18 protein-coding genes are annotated in these 17,732 nt (G+C 64.1%); 4 read left to right on the top strand and 14 right to left on the bottom strand.

The window, feature by feature from the left end:
- Positions 1-13 precede the first annotated feature (13 nt).
- Positions 14-505: a flavin reductase family protein gene (locus CH305_RS06015; protein ID WP_094703113.1), complete on the top strand. Its 492-nt coding sequence runs from the start codon at positions 14-16 to the stop codon at positions 503-505.
- Between the two features lie 180 nt (positions 506-685).
- Here CH305_RS06015 and CH305_RS06010 read toward each other — a convergent pair whose 3' ends face one another.
- The 3 genes from CH305_RS06010 to CH305_RS06000 form a co-directional block, all read right to left on the bottom strand.
- Positions 686-2,521 carry an acyl-CoA dehydrogenase gene (locus CH305_RS06010; protein WP_032405286.1) on the bottom strand — a complete coding sequence of 612 codons (1,836 nt, stop codon included), beginning with the start codon at positions 2,519-2,521 and terminating at the stop codon, positions 686-688.
- Between the two features lie 79 nt (positions 2,522-2,600).
- Positions 2,601-3,224 carry a class I SAM-dependent methyltransferase gene (locus tag CH305_RS06005; RefSeq protein ID WP_094703112.1) on the bottom strand — a complete coding sequence of 208 codons (624 nt, stop codon included), beginning with the start codon at positions 3,222-3,224 and terminating at the stop codon, positions 2,601-2,603.
- Between the two features lie 23 nt (positions 3,225-3,247).
- Complete coding sequence (locus CH305_RS06000; RefSeq protein WP_230592733.1) at positions 3,248-4,276, bottom strand: DUF4185 domain-containing protein; 1,029 nt, start codon at positions 4,274-4,276, stop codon at positions 3,248-3,250.
- 219 nt (positions 4,277-4,495) lie between these two features.
- On the opposite strand from CH305_RS06000, the gene CH305_RS05995 reads away from it, so the two are divergent.
- Positions 4,496-4,930, top strand: coding sequence for a MarR family winged helix-turn-helix transcriptional regulator (locus tag CH305_RS05995; RefSeq protein ID WP_032377579.1), 435 nt, complete (start codon positions 4,496-4,498; stop codon positions 4,928-4,930).
- Positions 4,931-4,936: 6 nt separating this feature from the next.
- Here the strand turns inward: CH305_RS05995 and CH305_RS28975 are convergent, their stop codons facing one another.
- The 5 genes from CH305_RS28975 to CH305_RS05975 form a co-directional block, all read right to left on the bottom strand.
- On the bottom strand, positions 4,937-5,098 hold the full coding sequence (locus tag CH305_RS28975) for a hypothetical protein (protein WP_165712864.1): 162 nt from the start codon (positions 5,096-5,098) through the stop codon (positions 4,937-4,939).
- A 172-nt stretch (positions 5,099-5,270) separates the two neighbouring features.
- Complete coding sequence (locus tag CH305_RS05990) at positions 5,271-5,945, bottom strand: DUF2064 domain-containing protein (RefSeq protein WP_094703111.1); 675 nt, start codon at positions 5,943-5,945, stop codon at positions 5,271-5,273.
- On the bottom strand, positions 5,942-6,595 hold the full coding sequence (locus tag CH305_RS05985) for a glycosyltransferase family 2 protein (RefSeq protein WP_094703110.1): 654 nt from the start codon (positions 6,593-6,595) through the stop codon (positions 5,942-5,944). Before CH305_RS05985 ends, CH305_RS05990 begins: the two co-directional genes overlap by 4 nt.
- A complete protein-coding gene (locus CH305_RS05980; RefSeq protein WP_094703109.1) occupies positions 6,588-7,646 on the bottom strand; it encodes an NAD(P)-dependent oxidoreductase in 1,059 nt (352 codons plus the stop codon). The genes CH305_RS05985 and CH305_RS05980 overlap by 8 nt, the downstream gene beginning before the upstream one ends.
- A complete protein-coding gene (locus tag CH305_RS05975; RefSeq protein WP_032405817.1) occupies positions 7,643-8,440 on the bottom strand; it encodes an S-methyl-5'-thioadenosine phosphorylase in 798 nt (265 codons plus the stop codon). Before CH305_RS05975 ends, CH305_RS05980 begins: the two co-directional genes overlap by 4 nt.
- Before the next feature lie 79 nt (positions 8,441-8,519).
- Between CH305_RS05975 and CH305_RS05970 the strand changes: the two genes are divergently transcribed.
- Entirely contained in the window at positions 8,520-9,836 is a 1,317-nt protein-coding gene (locus CH305_RS05970; RefSeq protein WP_094703199.1) for a hypothetical protein, read from the top strand.
- Here CH305_RS05970 and CH305_RS05965 read toward each other — a convergent pair.
- The 5 genes from CH305_RS05965 to CH305_RS05945 all read right to left on the bottom strand — a co-directional run bounded on the left by CH305_RS05965 (position 9,823) and on the right by CH305_RS05945 (position 15,252).
- Positions 9,823-10,488, bottom strand: coding sequence for a methyltransferase domain-containing protein (locus CH305_RS05965; protein ID WP_080734215.1), 666 nt, complete (start codon positions 10,486-10,488; stop codon positions 9,823-9,825). The genes CH305_RS05970 and CH305_RS05965 overlap by 14 nt on opposite strands.
- Positions 10,485-10,955 (bottom strand): hypothetical protein, encoded by a 471-nt coding sequence (locus tag CH305_RS05960; protein ID WP_094703108.1) that lies wholly within the window; start codon positions 10,953-10,955, stop codon positions 10,485-10,487. Before CH305_RS05960 ends, CH305_RS05965 begins: the two co-directional genes overlap by 4 nt.
- 91 nt (positions 10,956-11,046) lie before the next feature.
- Positions 11,047-11,745, bottom strand: a complete 699-nt coding sequence (locus CH305_RS05955) for a hypothetical protein (protein ID WP_032405820.1) — start codon at positions 11,743-11,745, stop codon at positions 11,047-11,049.
- A 161-nt stretch (positions 11,746-11,906) separates the two neighbouring features.
- Positions 11,907-13,493, bottom strand: a complete 1,587-nt coding sequence (locus CH305_RS05950) for a GMC family oxidoreductase (RefSeq protein WP_094703107.1) — start codon at positions 13,491-13,493, stop codon at positions 11,907-11,909.
- A 34-nt stretch (positions 13,494-13,527) separates the two neighbouring features.
- Positions 13,528-15,252, bottom strand: a complete 1,725-nt coding sequence (locus CH305_RS05945) for an aldehyde dehydrogenase family protein (RefSeq protein ID WP_037147670.1) — start codon at positions 15,250-15,252, stop codon at positions 13,528-13,530.
- Between the two features lie 190 nt (positions 15,253-15,442).
- Between CH305_RS05945 and CH305_RS05940 the strand changes: the two genes are divergently transcribed.
- Positions 15,443-16,621, top strand: a complete 1,179-nt coding sequence (locus tag CH305_RS05940; protein ID WP_094703106.1) for a CdaR family transcriptional regulator — start codon at positions 15,443-15,445, stop codon at positions 16,619-16,621.
- Positions 16,622-16,625: 4 nt separating this feature from the next.
- On the opposite strand, the gene CH305_RS05935 is transcribed toward CH305_RS05940, so the two are convergent.
- Positions 16,626-17,585: a triacylglycerol lipase gene (locus CH305_RS05935; protein WP_094703105.1), complete on the bottom strand. Its 960-nt coding sequence runs from the start codon at positions 17,583-17,585 to the stop codon at positions 16,626-16,628.
- Positions 17,586-17,732: the final 147 nt, after the last annotated feature.

The following is a 17,732-nucleotide window of genomic DNA, read 5'->3' as shown; positions in this document are numbered from 1 at the left end:
GGGAGCATTGCCGATGACGCTCACACGTACCGTCCTCGATCAGCAGACGCTGCGCGAGGCGTACGCGCAGTTCCCCAGCGGCGTTGTGGCGATCGCCGCGAAGATCGACGGCTTGCTGGTGGGGTTGGCAGCGAGCAGCTTCGTTTCGGTGTCCATCGATCCGCCTCTGGTGGCTGTCTGCATTCAGAACACGTCGACGACGTGGCCCAAACTCGAATTGGCACCCAACATCGGCGTCAGCGTTCTCGGTGAGGCGCACAACGATGCTGTTCGTACGCTGGCGGCCAAGACCGGTGACCGATTCGCCGGTCTCGATCTCACCGTCACGGACGGCGGAGCCGCCTTCATCGTGGGTGCAACAGCGTGGCTCGACACCACCATCGACCAGCAGATCCCCGCGGGCGACCACTTAATCGTGTTGCTGCGCATACATTCCCTGGATGTGCAGAGTGAAGTGAACCCAATCGTGTTCCACGGCAGCAAGTTCCGCAAACTGCAGCAGTAATCTCTGGTTCGACTTCGTTCGGCCTGTTCACCCATCGCCGGTCGTCCGTTCGCCCCTCCGGTTTTCGCAAACGCGCGCGCACTTGCGGCAGCACAGGTCGGGAGCGAGCAACCCACACCCAGCACACAAAGAACAACGGCCGCACCCGTGAACAGGTGCGGCCGTTGCAATGTCAGTGGATCAGAACGCTGCTTCGTCCAGTTCCATGATGTCGTTGTCGATGTTGGTCAGGATTGCTCGCGTCGAAGTGAGCTGCGGCAGGATGTTCTTGGCGAAGAACGAGGCCACTGCGATCTTGCCCTCGTAGAACGCCTTCTCCTTGCCCTCTGCACCGTTGTCGAGTGCGGCGATGGCAATTTCGGACTGGCGCAGCAGCAGCCAGCCGATGAGCAGATCGCCGAAGCCCATCAGGAAGCGCACCGATGCCAGGCCGACCTTGTACAGCTCGGTGGGCTGGTCCTGTGCACCCATGAGGTGCTGGGTCATCGAGGTGACGATGGCCTGCACATCTTCGAGTGCGGTGGCGAGCAGTGCGCGCTCGGCCTTGAGGCGGCCGTTGCCTGCTTCGCTGTCGATGAACGACTTGATCTGTCCGGCAACGTGAGCCAGAGCAACGCCGCGGTCGCGGGCGATCTTGCGGAAGAAGAAGTCCTGCGCCTGGATGGCGGTGGTTCCCTCGTACAGCGAGTCGATCTTGGCGTCACGGATGTACTGCTCGAGTGGGTAGTCCTGCAGGAAGCCAGAGCCACCGAAGGTCTGCAGCGACTCGGCCAGCACCTGGTAGGCAATCTCCGAACCGACGCCCTTGACAATGGGGAGCAGGAGGTCGTTGACGCGGTATGCAATGTCTGCGTCGGCGTCCGAGACCTGCTTGGCGGTGATCGGATCCTGGTGTGCGGCGGTGTAGAGGTACACCGCGCGTAGGCCCTCGGAGTACGCCTTCTGCAGCATGAGGCTGCGGCGGACATCAGGGTGGTGCGTGATCGTGACGCGCGGCGCGGTCTTGTCGGTCATCTGCGTCAGATCGGCACCCTGGACGCGCTCCTTGGCGTAATCGAGTGCGTTGAGGTAACCGGTGGAGAGGGTGCCGATTGCCTTGGTGCCGACCATCATTCGAGCGTGCTCGATGACGTCGAACATCTGCGCGATGCCCTTGTGGACCTCGCCGACGAGCCAGCCCTTGGCGGGGACGCCGTGGCCACCGAAGGTGAGCTCACAGGTGGCGGAGGCCTTGAGGCCCATCTTGTGCTCGACGCCGGTGACGAATGCGCCGTTGCGCTCGCCCAGCTCGCCCTTCTCGAAGTCGAAGAGGACGGACGGTACGAAGAACAGGCTCAGGCCCTTGGTGCCCGGTCCGGCACCTTCGGGGCGAGCGAGCACGAGGTGGAAGATGTTCTCGAACAGGTCGTCGGAGACAGCCGAGGTGATGAAGCGCTTGACGCCCTCGATGTGCCACGAGCCGTCGTCCTGCTTGATGGCCTTGGTGCGACCTGCGCCGACGTCGGATCCGGCGTCGGGCTCGGTGAGCACCATCGTGGCACCCCAGCCGCGCTCGACGATGACCTTGGCCCACTCCTTCTGCTCGTCGGTTCCGTTGTGGTACAGGATGTTTGCGAAGCCGGGGCCTGCGGAGTACATGAATGCTGCGGGCTGCGAGCCGAGGAGCATCTCGTTGATGCCCCACAGGAGATTGCGCGGGGCAGGCATGCCGCCGATTTCCTCGTCGAGTCCGACGCGCCACCACTCACCGTCGTAGAGCGCCTTGAACGACTTCTTGAAGGAGTCGGGCAGCTTCAGGCTGTGGGTATCGGGATCGAAGACGGGCGGGTTGCGGTCCGCATCGGCGAAGGACTCGGCCAGCGGTCCCTCGGCCAGGCGTACGACCTCACGCAGCATGTCGCGGGCGACCTCGCCGTCCATGTCGCCGAAGTTGTCGCCTTCGAGCGTCTCGTCGAGTCCGAACAGCTCGAAGAGGTTGAACTCGAGGTCCCGAAGGTTGCTCTTGTAATGGCCCATTGCTCGTTCGCTCTCCAGTCGGTGGTGCGGTCTCGTGAGTACCGCCCAAGTTAGCTACTCGTCGGTAACTTAAGGGATATTACCCCCGATCCGTTTCGCTGCCAAGGGCAGACCTACTCGCCAGTAGCAGTGCATCGATCGCAGTGCCGTCGCTCACGTCGCGATACCGATTCTCGGCGGTCACAATGGTCAGGCGGGAGTCGATGTCGGAGACCAAATCCTCTGGCGTGTAAAGGATTTCGATTTCCTGTGGGCCGCCGATGCCGGACTCGATGTTCGACGTGTGGTGCCCGAGAATCATGAGGATTCCTTCAGGTTTCAGCGCCGAAATTGCGGCCGAGACGGCCTTCCGTCGTCCTTCCGGGGACAAGTGCAGGTAAGACATGAGAACCAGGTCATAGTTGGGTTCCGTTGCCAATTGCGTCACATCTGCATGAATCCAGGTGAGGCGTTCGCGAACGGACGCGGGTGCAGTGGCGGCGATACGACTCGCCCTCGTCAACCCCACCGAGGAGAAATCGACCGCGTCGACGGTCCAGCCGCGGGTGGCCAGCCAGATGGCGTTCCGACCCTGGCCCGATGCGAGATCCAGTGCGCGACCACGCTTCAGCGTTGTCGCGACCTCGACCAATGTCGCATTCGGTGCCTCGCCGTACACGAGTTCTCGGCCGTCGTACTTGCGATCCCACTCTGCGGCGTCCACCCACGGAAGCCTAGTGGGGGCTACTACAACGTGGTGCGCAGCAGCAGGACGTTGTAGTTCTGGTAGACGGTGGCCAGGAAGTACAGGTCTCGGCCGGTCGAGAACGGGTGGATGTACGGCGCATAGATGGAGCTGACCTCGCGGGTGTCGACCAGAACCTCCGGTTCGCTCCACGGACCGACCGGTGACGGTGAGCGCCGCAGCACGATCGAGTTGGCATTGTCGGTCGTCATCATCAGGTACTGCCCGAGCGTGGCGTTGTACGCGACCGAGAGTTCTCCCACTCCGCCGACGATGGGTGCCGCCGCGGCCGGGTCGCCCTTCTTCCAGTCCTGGCCGGTCCAGTACTCGTATTCGCCGAGCTTCGCGATGTCCTGCTCTTTGACGCGGGCAACGTGGCCGAGGTTGAACCGGCCGGGCGGGGTGCCGTATTGGTAGACGTAACCGCCGTCCTTCAGGTATGCGCTCTGCTGGAAGTTACGGTCGCCGCCGACGCTGGGGCGCTGGGTCTCCGGCAGCGGTGCCCAGTTCTCCCCGTTGTCGTTCGAGACCGCCAGCCCCGAGAAGTTGGTCTCCCAGGTTCCGGCCGGGCCCCAGTTCTTCACCGACATCAGGTTCAGATACTGGGTGTCGCCGACGGCCACGCCGGCCGTCGGGATCCGACTGATCTCGACGAACGGGATCTTGGGACTGGGAACGACCTCTTTGGTCTGGCCCAGCGGGTCTTTCACGATGCTGTCGAAGTTCATGCCGTCGGCGAGGTTGCGGTCGGTGCTGCGGACGATGGCATTGCTGCGCCACGACCACAGACTGCCTTGCAGCAGGTTGGGTATCCCGAGTCCCGCGGTGTCGCCGAATGCCGTCAACACCTCTCCGCGGCCGTTGTCCCACATGATTCCGAGATCGGTGCCGATCATGTTCACGTTCTGGGTGTTGTTGGGGCTCGACATGCCGGTCACCTGGGCGACGGCCTGGGCTCGGCCGTGCAGCTGCGGCAGCCCGAACGTGCCGTTGAGCCCGGCTATGGGATTGACTGCATTGGGATCCGCCATGGCATTGGGGCCTGTGACCAGCAGCGACGCCGCCAAGGTCACGGTAGCGATGGTCAATGCTCTGGAACCTACGCGACTCAAGACGTCCCCCCGATTTCGATCTCCCACCCCGACAACCTCAGGAACCATATCAGCGGTTTGTTCGAGGGGTAATACATTGAGTGATCCGCTGTTTCGGAGGAATCGGGCGAATGCACCTCGATGTCGTAATCTGGACACGTGAGTGATCTACCCGATTCCGGGCTGGCCAGGGATCTGTCCGTCAGTGCGATGAGGCTGAATCGGAGGCTGCGTCTGCGCCATTCCAGCGACAGATTGCCCGTCGCTCAGCTGTCGATTCTGACGACTCTGCTGCGAGAAGGGCCGATGACGACGGGTGAGTTGGCGGCGCGGGAGCGAATAAAGCCACCGTCGGTGTCGCGGTCATCGCACACGTTGGTGGAATCCGGTTTGATCTCTCGGGCACCGCACCCGACGGATGGCAGGCAAGTGGTTCTGCAGCTGACCGATACCGGGACTGCTGCCGCGCGGGAAGAGGTCGCGTCTCGGGAGATTGCGCTTGCCGAGCAGTTGGAGAACCTGACGGCACAGGAGCGGGAGACATTGGCCGCCGCCGCCGGCATTCTCACCGAGATCGTCGAACAGGTCGACTGAGCTTCGTCAGTTGTCGTTCCGTACTTCGTGATCGAGGGTGTCGATGTCCCACTCGAGAGTCGAGCCCAATTCTTCCGAATCGCCCCGGCGTGCGACGCGACCGAGGACGGTGGCGACGACTGCCGCGCACACCATCCATACGGTAACGACTATCCACAACCCGGTCATGACACACTTTCTAGCACCCGTGTCTGTGAAATCGCCGTGAAACGGTGATTCGGCTTTGTTGCGATTCGATATTGGTCGTCGATGGTTCGACAATCAGGACATATCGAAGGCGCTGTTCCACAACAGATGTGGAGTTTCGGGCTTTACGGAACCAATTCGGGCAAAACAAACCTCACGTAACGGACTCGAAATCCTGTTTCGATCGAATTCGGTCGACGGCAATGCGGAACCGACTCTCCGGTGCGCACTTGTGGGATACCGGGTCCAGATCCGACTCGAAATCGACATCCCGCAATTCTTCGAGCATTGTCAGCGACGCCCCCGCGGCCGTCAGCGCGGCGTGTGTGTCGGTGCCCGTCGACGGTGCCGACATGGGCACGTCGAGCAGGGCCCGTGCCATGGCCGGGTCACGCAGGCCCAGCGCCCACCAGCCGCCGTCCTCGGCCAATCCGAGCACGTCGCCATGGTCCAGCCGCGCGGCCGCGTCGGACAGTATCTGCGCGGTCACCTGGGGTGTGTCCATGCCGATCTGCAAGACGGCTCCGTCGGTGGCCGCGTCTGCGTGTGCGTTCGCCAGCCGTTCCCCCAGTCCGTCGCCGCGTTGCGTGATCACCGTGAACGACGCCAGAGCCCGAGTCAGTTCGTCGGAGCGGGCCGCGTCGGCAAGGGTGCCGGTGAGAGCCACGACGCGGTGATCGACGTCGGCCGCGGAGACGGCATCGAGGGTGTCCAGCAGCGAGGCCGCAGCAAGCTCGGCCGCAGCGGCATCCCCGATCGTGGCAGCGAGGCGTGTCTTGGCCAGCCCTGGAACGGGAGCTTTGGCAACGACGAGAGCGGTGACGATCACGAAAGAACCTTCCAGAAATCTCGTACGGCGACGATCGTTCCCTTCACCGAGCCCGAAACCTTGGATGTACCCGCCGTTCTCGGACGGTAGTCCACGTCGTGTTCGGCAACGGTCCACCCGGCTTCGGCTGCCAACACGAGCAGCTGGAGCGGGTAGCCCGAGCGGCGGTCGGTGACGCCGAGGTCGAGCAGTGCCTGGCGGCGGACCGCGCGGATGGCACCCAGATCGTGCACCGGAAGCTTGTACTTGGTCCGGAGCCGAAGGGACAGAACGGCATTGCCGATCCTGGCGTGCAGGGGTGAGCTTCCCTTGGCCGGTCGTCGACGGCCTACGGCGAGGTCGGCGTGATCCAATGCGGCCACGAGCGTCGGCAGGTCACCCGGATCCATCGAGCCGTCTCCGTCGAGGACGCACACGATCTCGGTGTCGGCGGCGAGGACGCCCGCGTGCACGGCAGCCCCGTAACCAGGTACCGATTCCGACACCACGGTGGCTCCGTGCGCCGCGGCGACGGCGGCGGTGTCGTCGGTGGAGTTGTTGTCCACCACGATCGCCCGATACCCCGACGGCATCGAATCGAGCACTGCAGGAAGCGATTCGGCCTCGTTCATGCAGGGAACGACGACGGTGACCGAGCCCGGGTCAGACACGAGGGGGACCCGTACCCTCGGCGTCGCGCAACGGTGCGTCGGCGAATGCGGTGAGGCCCTCGCGAGGCATGACCTTCGCGCGGAATCCCAGAGTCCGTTCGGCGAGTTCCGAACTGGCGACGATGTGCCGCACATCGCCCGCTCGGTACTGTCCGGTGATCTCGGGCACCGGTCCGCCGCGTGCGTCTGCGAGGATGCCTGCGACTTCACCGATGGTGATCGGTTGTCCCGAACAGACGTTGAGCGCGGTGAAGCCGTCCAGTGCGGCCGAGATCGACGCGATGTTGGCCGCCGCTACGTCGTGAACGTGGACGAAGTCACGGGCCTGCTTGCCGTCCTCGTAGACCGTCGGAGCCTGGCCGCGTTCGAGCGACGATCGAAACATCGCTGCCACACCGGAATACGGGGTATTGCGTGGCATGTGCGGGCCGTACACGTTGTGGTAGCGCAGTGCTACCACCGATCCGCCGGTAGCAATCGCCCAGGCGGAGGCGTAGTTCTCCTGAGCGAGCTTGCTGGCGGCGTAGGTACTCCTGGGCTCGAGTCTCGAATCCTCCTCGACCAGAAGCCAATCGAGTGGCTCACCGGACCTGGGATCGCGGTTGTCGAACATGCCTGCGTCGAGGTCGGCGCGGGAGCGGGGCCGAGGAACGACGGTCTCGCCCGACGAATTGAGGTACCGCCCCTCGCCGTACACGACCATCGACGAGGCGAGAACCAGTCGGGTGCAGCCCGCCTCGTACATGGCTGCGAGCAGGACTGCCGTCCCGTAGTCGTTGTGGCTTGCGTACGCCGGGGCATCTGCGGCGTCGACGCCCGCTCCGACGACTGCGGCCTGATGACACACGACGTCCACTCCGCGCAGTGTCTCGACGAGTGCGTCCTTGTCTCGCACATCGAGGTCGAAGATCCCATCGGCATGCGCGCCGGGGCCGTGCGCCGATTCGAGCATCGCGTCGACGCCGACCACGTCTAGATCGGCGGTTCGCGCGGCGTCGAGGATGTGGCCACCGATGAATCCGGCTGCGCCGGTGAGGAGTACCCGTGTCATGGCAGCTCGATCGGCAGGGTGATCCCGGTGTGCACGCGGCACGTAGGGCAATCACCGGTCGGAGCGTCACGAACGGCCGATCGCACGAGGGTCTTGAGTGGTTCGATGTTCTTCTGGAATTCCGCGAACACGTCCACGGCCTTGACGCCCTGACCGGATTCGATGCCGGCATCGAGGTCGGTCACCAATGCGATCGGTGCATAACAGAGTTCGAGCTCGCGAGCGAGAACGGCTTCGGGGTGACCGGTCATGTTCACCAGTGTCCAACCCTGGCGGGCGAACCACTGGCTTTCCGCGCGAGTGGAGAATCGCGGACCCTCGACGACCACCATGACGCCGCCGTCGATCGCGGTGTCCTGGAGGGCCGCCCTGCGCAACTCCCCGCAATAGGGATCGGCGAACTCGACGTGGATGCCGCCCTGATCGAAGTAGGTCTGCGTTCGCCCGGAGGTGCGATCGACGAGCTGATCGGGAATCACGACGGTGCCGGGGCCGTACTCGGGCACCAGTGATCCGACGGCGCATGGCGCGAACACTCGACTCACCCCGAGCATCCGCAGCGCCCACATGTTCGCGCGGTACGGCAACGTGTGCGGGGAGTACTCGTGATTCCGCCCGTGCCGAGGGAGGAAGGCAACATCTCTACCCTCCACCTCGCCCAATGTGATCGGAGCGCTCGGGACTCCGTAGGGCGTATCGAGCACGATCTCCTCGGCGTCGTCGGCGAAGAACGAATAGAAGCCGCTGCCGCCGATGACGGCGATCTCGGCCCGTCCCTGCGCGTCCTTGTTCATCTGTTCATCCTCCATCACCGTCGGTCGATATGCTGATCGGAAGTCGTGTTCGTCTCGAGGTCCGCAGGGAGAAAACACTATCCGTTACTGGAGAGAAGCCGTCGCCGGTGCGCTCGCCGTCGCGCTCGTCGTGGTCGCGTTCATCGTGCCGTATCTGGGAAACGAAATCGTCACGCCCATCATCAACAGAACCCCTCAGCAGGTGCGCGATTTCGCAGACGCCGCACCGCTGTTCGGATTCCGTGAGATTCACTTCGGGTGGGGAACTCCGTTCGCCGTACTCATCGCCGTGGCCACCGTGCTGTGGGGGCCTACGGTGGCCCGCCGGTTGTCCTGGACGCGCTTGCTGTTCGTCGTCTGGGGCGCGTCCGCAGCATGGACGATGTCGTTGGCGATGGTCGATGGGTGGAGGCGCGGCTTCGTAGACCGGCTGGCGTCGACGGACGAGTACTTGCACGAGGTGCCGGGGATCACCGACATTCCCGCAACTCTGCGCGGGTTCTCCGAGAGAATCCTGGATTACCAGGCGGATTCGTGGACCACGCATGTCTCGGGACATCCGCCGGGCGCGTTGTTGACGTTCGTCTGGCTGGACCGCCTCGGCCTCGGCGGCGGTGCGTGGGCGGCGACGCTCTGCGTGTCGGTCGGGACGAGTGCCGCAGTGGCTGTCGTCCTCACGCTGCGGGTGTTGGGCGACGAGAAGATGGCCAGGCGCGCAGCGCCGTTCGTGGCCGTCGCGCCGGCCGCGATCTGGATCGCCGTGTCGGCGGATGCGTTCTATGCCGGGGTCGCCGCGTGGGGTATCGCGCTGCTGGCGATCTCCACGAAGCGGTACCTGTGGCCCGCGTCGATCGGTGCGGGAGTGCTGCTCGGTTTCGGTATCTATCTGAACTACGGGCTGGTGCTGATGGGCTTGCCCGCGGTGGCGGTACTGATTGCCGGTCGAAAGATTCTCCCGTTCGTGGGCGCGGTCATCGGAGCGCTGATCGTCGCGGGAATCTTCACGGCGTACGGATTCTGGTGGTACGACGGTTACGAGTTGGTGCAAGAACGTTACTACCAGGGCATCGCCAAGGATCGCCCGTTCGAGTACTGGGGTTGGGCCAACTTCGCGGCGCTGTTCTGTGCGCTGGGTGTTGCTGTGCCAGCGGCATTCCCGCGAATTCTCACGCGAGTGCAGCCGATCAACCTGCTGGTGATCGGCGGCGTGGCGGCGGTGGTCATGGCAGATCTGAGTCAGTTGAGCAAGGCCGAGACCGAGCGAATCTGGTTGCCGTTCGCGATGTGGATGCTCATTGCGCCCGCGGTGTTGCCGATGCGCACGCACCGATTCTGGTTGGCACTGCAGGTGATCGGCGCATTGGCGGTCAATCATCTGCTGTTCACGAATTGGTGAGCGGTGCAGGCGTCATCTGGGCGAACCAGCGCCCGTCGATCGGTGCGACGTCGATCATTCGAAGGCCTGCTGCCCGAGCGAGATCCGCGGTGGCGTCGGCGCTGACACTCGACCACGCGAACCAATCTCCGACCATGGTGTCGGTTTCCCAGCGCACGGTGCGGTGCCGCACTCCGTAGTTGCTCGGCGCATCCACCTCGGCGATGACGGCTCCGTGCGGTGCCAGTAGGTCGGCAGCGCGGCGCAGCAGCCGAACCGGATCGCCGCCGATGCCGATGTTTCCGTCAGCAAGCAGCACGCAGGACCATTCGCCGGTGTCGGGCAGTGGCTCGAAGATGTCCTTCAGGACGGCGTTTCCGCCGCGGCCGATGGTCAGGTCGACGGCTGCCTTCGAGGTGTCGACGCCGAGTGCCGACACTCCCCGTCGAGCAAGTGCTTCGGTGAGGCGCCCGGGCCCGCAACCGAGGTCGAGGGTGGGGCCGGTACATCGACTGATCATCGCGTGGTCCGCACGGCGATCCTCCACGGACGAGGCATCCCCGCCCATCCAGCGGGCAGTGGGTAGACGTTCTCGTGAGCCGTCGGAATCGCCTATCCAACAGGGCAATCCGGCTGCTGCGCGGTGGAAGAGTGTATCGGCGGTGACGCTCATGCTCGGCTCCGTACGAGGATCAATCGAATGAAGTAAGCGGCTGCGCTCACGGTGAACAACGCGGCGGTGAGCGCGAGCCAACGACCGAGGAAGGGCTCTTGCGTCAAACCGGTTGCGGCCCGGTACGACTCCGCACCCTGGGTGAGTATCCCGGGAAAGAACATGAGAAACGTCAGTCCGGCTCCGAGAGCGGGAACGCGAACGTAGTTGACCGGAGACAACATCCAGGGGCGGTGTGTCGATCCGGTGAGAAGTCGGTCGGCGAGCGAGTAGAGCGGACACAGCACGGCGTCGTGCAGCAGGACCGAACCGAAGAACCACACGATGATGGACTTCCACCACACGTCGTTGTTCCACAATGTTTCCGGTCCGGCAATCGCGATGACGTAACCGACGAGGGCGAACGAAAGCAGCAGACCGACTGCGTGCAGTGGGTGCCCACCGTAGATCTTCGTGAACGCTCTCATCCGAGGCTCCTGACCTTGCTATGCAAAAAGACCCGTGCGCGAGAGCCACCGTCTGTCACGGTGTGCTCTCGCGCACGGGGTCAGGCAATGGTTATGCGGCGGTCTTGACCGTGATGGTCGCAACGCCCACGAGCAGGCCCGGGGTCACAGCATCGGTGTTGAAGGTGCTGTTGAGCAGTCCGGCAGCGGTCTCCGAGATCTTCACCTGGGTGCCCTGCAGGATTGCGGTGTTGTCGGGTCCGGTCGCCAGCGGCTGCAGGGTGCGGCCGTCGAGATCGAACAGCACGGCGTCCGCAGCAGCCTCTTCGCCGTTGACGGTGACGTCACCTGTGAGAAGTGAAGTGCCCGGGTCGATGTCGAAGTTGGTGAGCTCGACGACGGTTTCGCCGGCGGTCAGCGACAGGCCGCTGCCGTCGTGCATGATCTCGCCCTGGACGTAGGGATCCACGGTGCCGGGCTCCCAGTACTTGACGTCTCCGCCGGTGATCGGGAAGCGGATGGAACCGTCTGCGAGAGTGGCGGTTCCGACTACGCCGGGCGTCAGGCCCAGGGTGGTCAGTGCGCCCAGGAAGCCGGGATCGAGTGCAACCGCGGTGTCGACGCCGTTGCTGAGGTCGGCGACCTCGGCAGCGGGCTCGGGGGTGCTCTCGGTGGTTTCCATGGCCGATGCGGCCGAGGACGTGGCCGCATCGACTGTGCTGGAAGCGTCGTCGCTGGAGCATGCGGCAAGCGGGACGATCGTCATTGCACCGATTGCGGTGGCGGCCAAAGCTTTACGAACAGTGAACATGTCGGTCAACCTTCCGTGCTCGTCTCTCGAGCGTTGTGGGTCATTCGGCGCTGCTTGCCGAGCGGATGGGTTACATCTCGATCCCTGCTGGGAGCGTGACAACCTGTTACCCGACAAACCGGACCGTCAAACCGGAAAGATTCCTGATGTTCGGTGCAGACTCAGCGAAGTATCAAATCCGCTGCCCGTTCTCCGATCACCACCGACGGCGCATGGGTGTGTCCGCGAATGATGCTCGGCATGATCGACGCATCGGCCACGCGAAGGCGGTCGACTCCCCTTACCCGGAGCTCGGAATCGACGACGCTGCCCGCGTCGTTACCCATCCGGGCGGTGCCCACGGGGTGGTACAGAGTGTGCGCATTCTGCTCGAGGGCCTCGGTGAGCAGGTCCGCCGGGGAGATGTTCGACGCCACCCTGGGGCGGAGGATGTCGCCGAGCTCGCCCTTCAGCGAGGGGGTTTCCGAAATCGCGACGCAGGCCCGTAGCCCTTCGATCATGGCGCGGCGGTCGAGTCCGCCGGGGTCGCTGAGATAGCGCGGCTCCACGATGGGCTTCGCCAAGGGGTCGGCAGAGCGCAGGGTGATCTCGCCGTGGCTCTCGGGTTTGACGAGTACCGCGCCGATGACGGCGGCGTGTGAGTCCTGGCCGACGAGTCCCTCGTCGAAGAACGGTGCCGGTCCGAAGATGAGTTCGACGTCGGGCAGGGCAAGGTCTTCTCGGCTCTTGATGAATCCGTACGCCTCGGCGACGTTGGAGGTGAGCATGCCGCGTCGGCGCGTGAGGTAGTTGACCAGCTCGGGGATCTTCTCGGCATGGAAGAGGGAGTCTCGTTCGGTTTTCCAGCCGATGAGGGCGGCCAGGTGGTCGAGGAGATTCTGTCCGACGCCCGGTGAGTGATGCTGAACGGCGATGCCGTGCGATTTCAGTTGTTCCTGGTCGCCGATGCCCGAGAGCATGAGCAGCTGTGGGGTGTTGATCGCTCCACCGGAGAGGATCACTTCCTTGTGTGCGCGCACGGTGTGTGTCTCGCCGCCGGAGATGTACTCGACGCCCACGGCCGCAGTGCCCTCGAACAGCACGCGAGTGGCGTGTGCCTCGGTGAGGATGGTGAGGTTCTTGCGCTTCTTCGCCGGTCGCAGGTATCCATCCGCGGTGCTCCACCGTGCTCCGCGCTTCTGGTTGACCATCGTGCGGGTGAAGCCCTTGGGCTCGGGCAGGTTGGCGGTTTCCAGCGGATAGCCCGCTTCTTCGACGCCGTCGAGGAACGACGACGTCAGGTCGCGAGGGCTGCGCTGGTGCGAGACGATGAGTGGGCCGTCGGTGCCCGCGTCGAGTGCTGTTGTCCCCTCGATGTTCTCGATCTTGCGGAAGTATCCGACGAGGTTACGGAACGACCAGGAGTCGTCGGAGACTGCCGCCCACTCGTCGTAGTCGGCGGCGAATCCGCGCACCCACATCATGGCGTTCATCGACGACGAGCCACCGAGCATCTTGCCGCGCGGCCAGTAGATGCTGCGATCTCGGAGCTCCGGCTGCGGTTCGGTCAGGTAATCCCAATCGACCTCGCTACGAAAGAGTTTGGAGAACGCAGCCGGGATGTGGGCGAACTTGTTCTTGTCCTCGGGACCTGCTTCGAGCAGTATCACCTCGTTGCGAGGGTCGGCGCTGAGGCGATTGGCCACCACTGCGCCTGCGGAACCTGCGCCCACCACGATGTAGTCGGCAGTCTTGTGCTGTGAGTTCATCTTTGTCCTTGAAGTCGTGGCGGGCGCAGGGGTGTCAGCCGCGCAGGGCGGAGGCGAATATCGCGGGCAGTTTGGCCCAGGACGGTGCACCGGCGAATGCAGTGAGCAATTTGCCGGTCGATGCTGCGGTCTTGTTGGTGACGAACCACGGCGGCTTCGGGGAGATGGAGAGTTCCCCGTTGATCAGTGAACGCGACAGGGGACGGAAGGGGCCACGGACCACTGTTCTTTCGGCCCCGTCGATCAGCAATGCGTTGTGCACGATGCCGATTCCACTCTGCACGTCGTCGACGGTGTGACCTGGGTAGGCACCCCAGGTGGCCGATGCGGTGAGGAAACCGAGTGCTGTCCATGCGTTCACGGCGATGGTGCCGTACCGCAGTTCGGCGAGCATGGTGTCGAACTTCTCGCCGAGTCCCTTGATGGTGGCAGGGGAGCCGATGATGTTGACACCGAGGGTGCCGGTGAATTCCTCGTTCGCCGCCTGGACGGCCTTGGCTGCGAATGCTGCACCGCTGTAGGGCAATTCGATGACACCCATGACCGGAGCGAAGTATTCGGTTTGCAGCAGGGGTGCGTATTCACCGGGGTTCAGATCGGTGATGAGCACGCGGCCCCTACCGTCGCCGAGTCGTTCCGCGGCCGGGTAGGTGGCGGTGGCGTCGGATACCCTCTTGTCGCTGCCCGGGTAGTAGGGAGTGCGTGCCGGTGCGCGATCGAGTGCCGCGCGCAGAGCAGCGATGAATTCGTCGCGCTGCTTCCATTCGGAGGACAGCACGACGACCTGCGATGCGACACAGTTGTACCCACTGTTGTGCAGTCGTTGGGTGGCAACGTGTTCGGCCTGGAACAAGATGTCGGCGCGGCTCCACTCACCTGGCAGCACGATGGTGGGCGAGACGCCGCCGAGCTCGCTGGAGATGTCCTTGGTGAGAATCGGGTCGTTCGCGGCCTTGCGGGCGGCTCCGTCGTTGCCCGTGCCGAACACGATCGCGTCGTGCGTGAGGGAGCTGCCGGTCATGTGAACATGGTCGACGAGATCGTGCCGAACCAGGTAGGTGCCCACATCGGCACCGCCGGTGAGCAGGCGAAGTGCGCCGATGTCGACGAGGGGTGCGAGCACCTTCTCGAACACCGGTAGCAGTGGATCCATGATGGGGTTCAGCTTGAGTGCGACCACCCGGTTGAACGCGAGCAGTTCGTACAGGGCGTCGAGCGGGGCGATCGAGGTGATGTTGCCTGCTCCGAGTACCACTCCGATGCCTGCGGTGTGGGCTGGGTCGAGTTGGGCGAGCCCCGCGGTGCGCTGTGCAGTCGCACGATCGATTCCGGGCTTCAGCCATACCTCGCCGGTGAACCCGTTGAGTAGCAGGCGGTCGAAGATGTTGAGCGGCAGCACCGACACCGTCGTCCGCCCGCCGGGGGCCGTCCCGAACTTCACATCGGCCAGCGGACTGGTGCCCGCTTCCAGCGCCGTGAGCGTGTGGGAGAGGGCACCGAGCGCACCGAGGAAGGAGTAAGGGCCGGACAACCATTCCTCACCGACAAGGCTGGACGAGCTGTCGAGGCCCTTGATCGACGAGGCCGCGGTCACCCATTCCTGGGCGTGAGTGGAGGTCAGCGCGTGCATGCGTTCGAGCAGTGCCCGCCGATCGGCCAGGGTGAGTTGTCCCCAGTTCTTCTCACCCTGAGACAGATCGGTGAGAGCGGCATCGACGGCTGGCTGGGAGTCGGAGCCAGTGGTCGGGACGGGATGCAGGTACGGGGTGGCTTCGCTGGTCAACTTGTCGGCTCCAGATCATTGTTCGGATACACGGCTTCGAGTGTGATTGTCGTCGCATTCGTGGCGCGGACGCTATGGGCCACCGCTGTCAATCGAGTCCCACCGTTTGTGCCGTCGCACAGTTCGGGTGTGGCGTGGCTTACATGGGTGCGGTTAGAGTTCTGTCATGACCGCGACCGAATTGGATCTGCATCCGTCACCGACCGATCTGGCCGCGACGATGCTCGACGGCGTCGACGATCTGGCGAGCGAACTGGTGCGTCGGATCCTCGGGGCCGAGCATGCATACCTCGAATCGACGCTGCTCACGCCCGAGCAGCTGCACGAGGCGGCGCGGAGCAATCTGGCGTCGATGCTGGGCAAGCTGTCCGGTCGCGCGCCCATGCAGCTGGAGTCGGCACAGGCCGCAGGCCGACTCAAGGCCGAGCAGGGGGTACCGCTGGCTGCACTGCTGCACGCGTTCCGGCTCGGCGGCAGGTTGGTCTGGGACGAGTTGATGCTGCGCTCGGACGGCCGGGCGAGTCACGCACTTCTCGACATGGCAGCACAGGTGTGGGCTCTGGTCGACGTGTATTCCGACGAGGCCGCGGAGGCCTATCGGCAGAGCGCAGACATGCGTGCCCGCGAGAGTGCCGAGGCCCGTGGCCGACTCATTCGGGTTCTCTTCGCCGATCACACGGCGAATCCGTCCGCGGCTGCCGACGCGCTGCGAGCATTTCGCATTCCCGACCACGGTTACTTCGTGGTGGTCTCGCAGGAGCCGCTGACCACGGCGGTGGGGGTCGACGGGTTGATCGCGCGACTTCGTTCGACGGGCACCGAGTCCGTGTGGGATGCGGAGGTGGACGGAAGCGTCGGGTTGATGTGCGCGGCAACCGAATCGGAGATCGACTCCGCGTTGGTGACGCTGAGTGAATTGTGTGCGGGGCGGGTAGGGGTGAGTTCGGTCTTTCGGTCCCCGTCGGGTATCGGTGACGCCGTGGTTCAAGCGCGGTTGGCGAGATCCTGTTGCACTGCCGAGTCGACGCCGATTCGATACGACTCGGTACCGGTGCCGCTGTTGTTGGTCCGCGATCCGAAGTCGGGTCGCATCGCCTCGCGTCAGATCCTCGGCGATCTGCTGGCGTTGCCACGCGCAGAGCGGCAGAGCCTGCTGGCCACACTCGACGCGTGGTTCTCGTGCGGTGGATCCACCAAGGGTGCCGCCGAATCGCTGCACTATCACCGCAATACGGTGTTGTATCGGCTACGGCGAATTGCCGAGCTGACCGGCCGAGATTTTCGTGATCCCGTTCAGGCCGCAGAACTGTACGTCGGACTCAGAGCGCATCAACTGCTCACCTGAGACGTCAATTGCTGGCCAGGACGACGTCGAGGATTCCGGATCCCAGGGGTACCGGGACGCACGTCGGGGGGCGTGCGTTCGCTGGATCCAGTGCATTGAGCGCCAAGCGCAGTGCAGTGGGATCGTAGGTGAACGTGAAGTGCGCTACCTCGGTGTCGGGGCACACGTCCTGCACCACGATGTTCTGGGCTCCGGGATCCCGAAGTAGCGCATTGGTATACGGCTGAATCACTTCGTCGACTCTGGTTGCGATGGACGTGTACTCGACGCCGGGCACGGTGTCGCCGCCTGCATTGAGGCGATCGAGAAAGTCGGATCCGGCCATCAGTTGCGCCAGCCCGGGTCCGAATTCGCCTGCCACCAGACTGGTTGCACCGGGCACAGCCTGCACGACGGGGGTGGCTCCGTACATGGTGCCGCCGTAGGTCGGGGATGCAATTCCCACCCAGCGACGCACCATGGCGTTACCGCCGAGCCTATTGACGAAGTATCGTGCGACCGCAGCACCCTGTGAGTAACCGACCACATCGACCGCTGCAGCCCCGGTCGTGTCCAGGATGGAGTGGGCCATCGATTTCAGTTGTGCCGCACTGTCTTCGATGGCACCGTAGCCGTTGCTCGTGCCGTCGGGAGATGCACCGTAGTTGATGGCGAACACGCAGAATCCGGCTGCTCGGAGTATCGGGGAGAAGGCGGCCCAGTCGGAGTACGCAGTGGAGTCGGTGCCGTGCACCAGGATGACGGGTTCGGGGTGCTCTGCGGTGGGTGTGCAGCTCATGTCGTTGGACCCGGGTGGGGCGGCGTCACGGTTGGTTGCCGCGTAGCGGATGGCGTCGGCGTGGTCGGGTTGCTCGGGCGCAGCCGCAATGGGCATCAGTGGAGTCGCTTGTGCGGTCGGTGCAGCGATGGCGACAGCAGCAGCGGCGATGACGAGGGTGATCAGACTCTGGCGTGCTCCGCGCATGTACAGACGGTATTCCTGAATTTGTGAGATGTCCCTATGACCAACGCGTTTGACCGGTAAAAGTCCTAAGAATTGTTCTGCTACAAAGAACCGAGCGAAAAGCGGAGAGTTGATCGACGCACGACGAGGGGCCCAGCCGATGTGGCT

Source organism: Rhodococcus sp. 15-649-2-2, from assembly GCF_002258645.1.
Taxonomy (GTDB): Bacteria; Actinomycetota; Actinomycetes; order Mycobacteriales; family Mycobacteriaceae; genus Rhodococcoides.
Note: the sequence above shows the minus strand (reverse complement) of the source record. Positions and strands in the feature narration are given on the sequence as shown.

What these genes read in the sequence shown, in the direction of transcription:
- CH305_RS06015 (WP_094703113.1), top strand. Translation starts at nt 14, where the DNA reads ATGACGCTCACACGTACCGTCCTCGATCAGCAGACGCTGCGCGAGGCG.
- CH305_RS05960 (WP_094703108.1), bottom strand. Translation starts at nt 10,955, where the DNA reads ATGAGAGCGTTCACGAAGATCTACGGTGGGCACCCACTGCACGCAGTC.
- CH305_RS05980 (WP_094703109.1), bottom strand. Translation starts at nt 7,646, where the DNA reads ATGACACGGGTACTCCTCACCGGCGCAGCCGGATTCATCGGTGGCCAC.
- CH305_RS05965 (WP_080734215.1), bottom strand. Translation starts at nt 10,488, where the DNA reads ATGAGCGTCACCGCCGATACACTCTTCCACCGCGCAGCAGCCGGATTG.
- CH305_RS05935 (WP_094703105.1), bottom strand. Translation starts at nt 17,585, where the DNA reads ATGCGCGGAGCACGCCAGAGTCTGATCACCCTCGTCATCGCCGCTGCT.
- CH305_RS05975 (WP_032405817.1), bottom strand. Translation starts at nt 8,440, where the DNA reads ATGAACAAGGACGCGCAGGGACGGGCCGAGATCGCCGTCATCGGCGGC.
- CH305_RS06000 (WP_230592733.1), bottom strand. Translation starts at nt 4,276, where the DNA reads ATGGCGGATCCCAATGCAGTCAATCCCATAGCCGGGCTCAACGGCACG.
- CH305_RS28975 (WP_165712864.1), bottom strand. Translation starts at nt 5,098, where the DNA reads ATGACCGGGTTGTGGATAGTCGTTACCGTATGGATGGTGTGCGCGGCA.
- CH305_RS05950 (WP_094703107.1), bottom strand. Translation starts at nt 13,493, where the DNA reads ATGAACTCACAGCACAAGACTGCCGACTACATCGTGGTGGGCGCAGGT.
- CH305_RS05955 (WP_032405820.1), bottom strand. Translation starts at nt 11,745, where the DNA reads ATGTTCACTGTTCGTAAAGCTTTGGCCGCCACCGCAATCGGTGCAATG.
- CH305_RS05940 (WP_094703106.1), top strand. Translation starts at nt 15,443, where the DNA reads ATGACCGCGACCGAATTGGATCTGCATCCGTCACCGACCGATCTGGCC.
- CH305_RS06010 (WP_032405286.1), bottom strand. Translation starts at nt 2,521, where the DNA reads ATGGGCCATTACAAGAGCAACCTTCGGGACCTCGAGTTCAACCTCTTC.